Genomic DNA, 6,751 nt, shown 5'->3' on the forward strand with positions numbered 1-6,751 from the left:
AAGGGAGGGAAATAACTATGACTGTTACGTTCGAAGGTTACGAGCGCCGCGCTGACAAGATCAACAAGTGCCTCGCCGACAACGGCATCGCCTCCCTCGAGGAAGCTCTGCAGATCTGCACCGACAAGGGCTTCAACCCGCGTGAGATCGTCAACAACACCCAGTCCATCGCCTTCCAGAACGCCGAGTGGGCCTACACCCTCGGTTGCGCTCTCGCTGTCAAGCGTGGCGCCAAGACCGCTTCTGAGGCTGCCGCCATCATCGGCGAGGGCATCCAGGCCTTCACCGTTCCCGGCTCCGTCGCCGAGGACCGCAAGGTCGGTCTGGGCCACGGCAACCTGGGCGCTATGCTGCTCTCCGACGACACCGAGTGCTTCGCCTTCCTGGCTGGCCACGAGTCCTTCGCTGCCGCTGAGGGCGCTATCGGCCTGGCTCTGAACGCCAACAAGGCTCGCAAGAAGCCGCTGCGCGTTATCCTCAACGGTCTGGGCAAGGACGCCGCTCAGATCATCGCCCGCATCAACGGCTTCACCTACGTGAAGACCCAGTTCGACTACTACACGGGCGAGCTCAAGGTCGTCGAGACCATCCCCTACTCCGATGGTCCCCGCGCTGCCGTTAACTGCTACGGCTCCGACGACGTCCGCGAGGGCGTTGCCATCATGTGGCACGAGAACGTCGACATCTCGATCACCGGTAACTCCACCAACCCCACGCGCTTCCAGCACCCCGTCGCTGGCACCTACAAGAAGGAGCGCCTCGAGGCTGGCAAGAAGTACTTCTCCGTCGCTTCTGGTGGCGGCACTGGCCGTACCCTGCACCCGGACAACATGGGCGCCGGCCCTGCCTCTTACGGCATGACCGACACCATGGGCCGCATGCACTCCGACGCCCAGTTCGCCGGTTCTTCCTCCGTGCCTGCGCACGTCGACATGATGGGTCTCATCGGCATGGGCAATAACCCCATGGTCGGTGCCACCGTCGCCTGCGCTGTCGCCGTCGAGGAGGCCCTCAAGGCCTAGTCGCGCCCGCGCGATGCTCACATAGTTGAGCTTTGGAGCCGCTACCTTTCGGGGTAGCGGCTCTTTTTGTTTACGCTGTCGCAGGGCAGCTAATGCCGATATATCAGTTGGGGCGAAATACGAGATGTGATGAGACGGAGCGTCAGAACGTCCATGACGCCCACCTGCCATATTTGCCCTTTACCGATTTGCCGAGTCTTTGCGGCCCCATTGCCGATCACCCATGCGACAATGCGCCGGACGAGAAAGGAATCCGATGGAATCGACTGATGTACTGGTAATTGGATCTGGCATTGCGGGCCTTTGCGCCGCCATCGAAGCGGCACGCACGGGCGCAACCGTCGCTGTGGCAAGCGCCGGCAAGACTATGAGTGGATCGAGCTTCTTCCCCGGAACCTGGGGCCTGGGGCTTATCGGACCCGTTAACGAAGACGACGAACAAGACCTCATCGATACCATCCAGACCGTTGGTGGCGGCGTCGCCGACCCCGAGCTTGTCCAGACGTTTGTCCACGGCATTCCCCAGGCAATTGAATGGCTCGAGCAAGACCTGGGCGTTGAGCTCCAGCGTCCGCAAAGCGCCGAGAGCGCCCAGCAAAAGCAGTTTATCCCCTGCTTTGACCACAAGACGCGCATGTGGCGCGGCCTCACCCGCAAACCCCTTGAGGACGCTCTGACAGCCCGGATCGAGTCGCTCGGCATTCGCCTGCTCCCCCGCCATGAGCTTATCGACCTTGTTGAGGACACGAACGGCAGAATAACCGGAACCGTGCTCTACGACCTCACCGAAAATCGAATCGTGCCCTTTGCCGCCAAGGCCACGATCATCGCAGCCGGTGGCACAAGCGGCCTGTTCGAGCGCAGCCTTACGTCGGCTGATGTGCTCAGCTCCTCGCAGGCCATCGCGCTGGCGCACGGCGCAACACTTACTAATATAGAGTTCATGCAGATGATGCCCGGTTTCATCGAGCCCAAGCGCAACCTGGTCTTCAGCGAGAAAACCTGGCGCTACGTACATGTAGACCAGCCGGTAGATATTGCCGACGACAAGCTGGACGACCTGCTTGAGCAACGCTCCGGATACGGTCCCTTCACTTCGCGCCTGGCTTCCAGCGCCATCGATCTCGTCATCGATCAGGCAGGTGTCGAAGGCCTGGCACTCCACTACGACTTTCCCCGCGAGGATGTCCCAGAGTTTGTGCAGACCTTTGCCACCTGGCTGCAAGACGAGCACGGCATCGCCCCGACTGACGAGATGCGCGTTGCGATGTATGCCCACGCCGCTAACGGCGGCATCAAGATCGATAAGACCGCGCAAACGGGCGTTGAGGGCCTCTACGCTTGCGGCGAGGCGACAGGCGGCATGCACGGCGCCGACCGCATTGGTGGCTTGTCAAGCGCCAACGGCATCGTGTTCGGGCGCATCGCAGGCGCATCGGCAGCCCAAGCAGCACAGAAAGAGCCCGAGACAGCCCTGAAGGCGGATATCGCCCTCCCCCAGTACGGCATAGCCGCAACAGATGCCGAACGCCTGACACACAGCCTAAGGCACACGATGAGCACCTATTGCATGATCAACAGGACCGAAACAGGCCTATCCGAGGCACTACACGAGCTTGAAAACATTCAAGATGATGCCACAGCTCTAAATAAGCCGCATGCCAACGACAGCGAAATCGCTGCGCTCGCCCGCATACAGTCGCAGATTCAACTAGCACAGGAAATGGTCAAAGCCATGCGCAACCGAACCGAAAGCCTGGGCTCGCACTATCGAGCGAATTAAACTGGACACCTATCTAAAGCAGAACACAACTAATCGATATCTATGGGCCCCGTGAGCTCGAAGTGGCACGGGGCCCATTCGTGTCCGCACGGCAGCGTATCCTTATTCCGAATACAGAGCGTGCAAAGCCTGCATAGACAATAGACCAGCGAGGAGGAGATATGGACAGTAGAGATATCGAGAAGTGGCGTGTCAAACTTGATAGCTACGCCAATGTGGAAGACGGCGTTGAGTATTGGCTCGCACGCGATTTAATGGAACCCATGGGATACACTCGATGGGAGAACTTCGCCGAAGTTGTTAAGAGGGCAAAAGTCTCGTGCGAAACAAATAAAACTCCAGTTGATTCCCATTTTCGTGACACCACGAAAATGGTAACTGCCGGTGTCGCCGCTCGTGCGGTTAAAGACTACAAGCTTACGCGCTATGCATGCTATTTAATCGCCCAGAACGGAGATTCAAACAAGCCAGAGATTGCACTCGCCCAAGCATACTTTGCCGTGCAGACGCGCCGCCAAGAGCTCATAGAGCAGCGCTTCGCAGAGATTCAGCGCTTACAGGCGCGCCACTCGCTATCCGATTCAGAGAAACAGCTCTCGGGTATTGCATTCAAACGCGGCGTGGACTCCAAAGGATTCGCGATCATCAAGTCGAAGGGCGATGAAGCGTTATTCGGCGGCAGAAGCACGGCGGAAATGAAGCAGCAGCTCGGCATACCCAAGAGCGCGGCATTGGCGGACAGGTTAGCCGATGTCCTCATCAAAGCAAAGGACCTTACGAACTCGATGACGGCCTTCAACGCCGAGGAACACGACCTGTACGGTCTGGACAAGATCAAGCAAGAGCACGTCGAGAACAACACAAGCGTGCGTGGCAGCCTCATCGACCGCGGAATTGTACCCGAGAACCTACCGCCTGCCGAAGATACAAAGAAGCTCGAACGTCGCGTGAAAGAAGACGAGAAAAAGCTCAAGGAGGGTACAGACGGATTCACCGACCCCCAGGGCAGGCTCGACTTGTAAAGCGTCTGTGCCCTTACGGGTTCGGCCTCATGCGAGGTTAATAAAAAAGACGGCCAACCGAAGTTGACCGTCTTAACAATCTTTGGTGGGCCGTCAGGGGGTCGAACCCTGGACCTTGGGATTAAGAGTCCCCTGCTCTACCAACTGAGCTAACGACCCAAAGCTAAAGTCCGTCGTAGCGGACTTTAGAGGAGATATCGTGTGGTGGGCCGTCAGGGGGTCGAACCCTGGACCTTGGGATTAAGAGTCCCCTGCTCTACCAACTGAGCTAACGACCCGATATCAACACGAAGCAAGAACTGGGGTGGGTAAAGGGACTCGAACCCTCGACCTACGGGACCACAACCCGTCGCTCTAGCCAACTGAGCTACACCCACCGTGTCCTGTGCGCTTCGCGCTCGACTATTATTGCAAGGAACGCCACGCGATGCAAGCCCCAATTTTCAAGAATTTTGAAAAGAGTTTTTCGAGACCATTTCGAGCAATTCCCACCGGTTTCATAGGAGTAAACTTGCCCCACTGCAAATGCTCGAAAGGACAAGCATGAAAGAACTCTCCAACCGTACGGCAACGTTTACCGATTCGGTCATCCGCCGCATGACGCGCATCTCCAATAAGTATGGCGCCGTCAACCTGTCGCAGGGCTTCCCCGACTTCGATCCCCCGGCGCAGCTGCTCAACAGCCTGAGCGCCATCGCCAGCGACCCCAAGCCGCTCTATCACCAGTACTCCATCACCTGGGGCTCCCAGGCCATGCGTGAGGCGCTTGCCGCCAAGCAGGAGCACTTTATGGGCATGCCGATCAACCCCAACGAGAACATCGTGGTCACCTGCGGCTCCACCGAGGCCATGATGGCCGCCATGATGACGGTCACAAACCCCGGCGACAAGGTCGTCATCTTCTCGCCATTCTACGAGAACTACGGCGCCGACACGATCCTCTCGGGTGCCGAGCCCATCTACGTGCCGCTTAACCCACCTGCGTTCGACTTTGACCGCGAGACACTCGAGGCGGCCTTCCGCGACAACGATCCCAAGGCCATCGTCCTGTGCAACCCTTCCAACCCCTGCGGCAAGGTCTTTACGCGCGAGGAGCTCACCTTAATCGCCGACCTCTGCAAAAAGTACGACGCCTACTGCATTACCGACGAGGTATACGAGCACATCGTCTACGCGCCCCACGAGCACGTCTATATGGCCACGCTGCCCGGCATGTTCGATCGAACCATCAGCTGCAGTTCGCTGTCTAAGACGTACTCCATCACCGGCTGGCGTCTGGGCTACACCATCGCCCCGGCCCAGATCACCGAGCGCATTAAAAAGGTCCACGACTTCCTCACCGTGGGTGCTGCCGCTCCCCTGCAGGAAGCTGTCGTCACCGCCCTCAAATTCGACGACAGCTATTACCAGGAGGTCCTCGACCTCTACACCGCCAAGCGCGACCTATTCTGTCAGGGGCTCGATAGCATCGGTCTTGAGCACAACGTGCCGCAGGGCGCCTACTATGTGATGATGGATATCTCGGAGTTTGGCTATGACAGCGACCTCGACTTCTGTGAGGATTTGGCCTCCAAGGTGGGCGTGGGCGCCGTTCCGGGCTCGAGCTTCTTCCGCGAGCCCGTCAACCATCTGATTCGTTTCCACTTTGCCAAGCGAGACGAGACGCTCAACGCTGCGCTTGAGAACCTCAAGTCGCTACGTGATAAAATCAACCCGCGCGGGTAAGGACGGTCAGTAACTAAAGGCACTAAAGAAACCTCGTGAACCCGTTGGGCCATGAGGTTTCTTTTTATAGCGACCTCATTTATTTTTTAGAGCGCTATACTTTAGTCACGGAGCAACTCGTCCAGAGAGGAATACTATGGCAGAGCAGCAGCTTATCGGAGCGCTCGAGGCCGGCGGCACCAAGATGGTCTGCGCCACGGGCTATGCAGACGGCACGGTCCTGGAACGCGAGCAGATTGCGACCACGACCCCGCAGGAGACCGTTGAGGCCGTCAACGCATGGTTTGCCGACAAGGACATCGCCGCGCTGGGCATCGGCGCCTTTGGCCCCACCGCAGTCAACCCTGCCTCGTCCCAATACGGCAAGATCCTGGAGACGCCCAAAACGGCATGGCGCTACTTTGACCTGCTGGGCACCATCCAAAACGAGCTCAATATTCCCTGCGGCTACGACACCGACGTCAACGTCGCCTGCCTGGGCGAGGTCACCTTTGGTTGCGCCCAGGGCCTCACTGACGTGGTGTATCTGACCATCGGTACCGGCGTGGGCGCCGGCGTGCTCTCGGGCGGTAAGCTCGTGCACGGCATGATGCATCCCGAGGCCGGTCACATCCTGGTCACGCGCGACCCGCGCGACACCATCGGCGAGCACAGCGGCTGCCCCTTCCACGACAACTGCCTCGAGGGCCTCATCGCCGGTCCCGGCGTCAAAAAGCGCTGGGGTGGCAAGAGCGCCGGAGAGATGGCCGATGACCCGGAGGCCATGGACCTGCTCGCCGGCTATCTGGCGCAGGCGCTCATGACCTACATCCTGTGCTACGCACCGCAAAAGATCGTCATCGGTGGCGGCGTGGCCGACCACACCCCCATCGTGCCGCTCGCGCGCAAGAAGTGCGCCGAGATGCTCAACGGCTACATCGTCACGCCCGAGATGGCCGACATCGATAGCTATATCGTCAACAACAGCCTCGAGGGCAAACAGGGCATTATGGGCTGCTTGGCCCTGGGCGCTCAGGCGCTTCAGTAGCAGACGCACCCACAGGGCGTGGCGCGCCCGGCAAATCCGACCTACGGAACGACGCCACCACGCCTCATATAAGCCCTCAAATAAAAAGGCTCTGTTAGACCAGAATTGACATCATGCCCAGTCATCTTTACTAATTGCAAAATATTCGCCCCTTTGCTGGATTAAAACCGGC

Annotated in this window: 5 protein-coding genes and 3 tRNA genes; 5 read left to right on the plus strand and 3 right to left on the minus strand. The window is 58.8% G+C overall.

What is annotated here, in order from left to right:
* Nucleotides 1-17 precede the first annotated feature (17 nt).
* From AQ996_RS07495 to dinD, 3 genes are all read left to right on the plus strand, one after another.
* Nucleotides 18-1,022, plus strand: a complete 1,005-nt coding sequence (locus AQ996_RS07495; protein WP_055252290.1) for a GGGtGRT protein — start codon at nt 18-20, stop codon at nt 1,020-1,022.
* A gap of 256 nt (nt 1,023-1,278) precedes the next feature.
* Nucleotides 1,279-2,805 (plus strand): FAD-dependent oxidoreductase, encoded by a 1,527-nt coding sequence (locus AQ996_RS07500; protein ID WP_055252291.1) that lies wholly within the window; start codon nt 1,279-1,281, stop codon nt 2,803-2,805.
* Nucleotides 2,806-2,966: 161 nt separating this feature from the next.
* Nucleotides 2,967-3,827 carry a DNA damage-inducible protein D gene (gene dinD / locus AQ996_RS07505; RefSeq protein WP_055252292.1) on the plus strand — a complete coding sequence of 287 codons (861 nt, stop codon included), beginning with the start codon at nt 2,967-2,969 and terminating at the stop codon, nt 3,825-3,827.
* 83 nt (nt 3,828-3,910) lie between these two features.
* Here dinD and AQ996_RS07510 read toward each other — a convergent pair.
* The 3 genes from AQ996_RS07510 to AQ996_RS07520 form a co-directional block, all read right to left on the minus strand.
* Nucleotides 3,911-3,986, minus strand: a tRNA-Lys gene (locus tag AQ996_RS07510).
* Between the two features lie 43 nt (nt 3,987-4,029).
* Nucleotides 4,030-4,105, minus strand: a tRNA-Lys gene (locus tag AQ996_RS07515).
* 22 nt (nt 4,106-4,127) lie between these two features.
* Nucleotides 4,128-4,204, minus strand: a tRNA-His gene (locus AQ996_RS07520).
* 166 nt (nt 4,205-4,370) lie between these two features.
* Here AQ996_RS07520 and AQ996_RS07525 point away from each other — a divergent pair.
* The gene (locus tag AQ996_RS07525; protein WP_055252293.1) at nt 4,371-5,552 is read left to right on the plus strand and encodes a pyridoxal phosphate-dependent aminotransferase; all 1,182 of its coding nucleotides are present in this window, start codon (nt 4,371-4,373) and stop codon (nt 5,550-5,552) included.
* A 136-nt stretch (nt 5,553-5,688) separates the two neighbouring features.
* Nucleotides 5,689-6,579, plus strand: coding sequence for an ROK family protein (locus tag AQ996_RS07530; protein ID WP_055252294.1), 891 nt, complete (start codon nt 5,689-5,691; stop codon nt 6,577-6,579).
* The last annotated feature ends 172 nt before the right edge of the window (nt 6,580-6,751 follow it).

It is taken from the genome of Collinsella aerofaciens (genome assembly GCF_001404695.1).
Lineage (GTDB): Bacteria > Actinomycetota > Coriobacteriia > Coriobacteriales > Coriobacteriaceae > Collinsella > Collinsella aerofaciens_E.

Bases quoted from the DNA above. Each gene is read 5' to 3' on its own strand.
- AQ996_RS07500 (WP_055252291.1), top strand. From the start codon at position 1,279: ATGGAATCGACTGATGTACTGGTAATTGGATCTGGCATTGCGGGCCTT.
- dinD (WP_055252292.1), top strand. From the start codon at position 2,967: ATGGACAGTAGAGATATCGAGAAGTGGCGTGTCAAACTTGATAGCTAC.
- AQ996_RS07525 (WP_055252293.1), top strand. From the start codon at position 4,371: ATGAAAGAACTCTCCAACCGTACGGCAACGTTTACCGATTCGGTCATC.
- AQ996_RS07530 (WP_055252294.1), top strand. From the start codon at position 5,689: ATGGCAGAGCAGCAGCTTATCGGAGCGCTCGAGGCCGGCGGCACCAAG.
- AQ996_RS07495 (WP_055252290.1), top strand. From the start codon at position 18: ATGACTGTTACGTTCGAAGGTTACGAGCGCCGCGCTGACAAGATCAAC.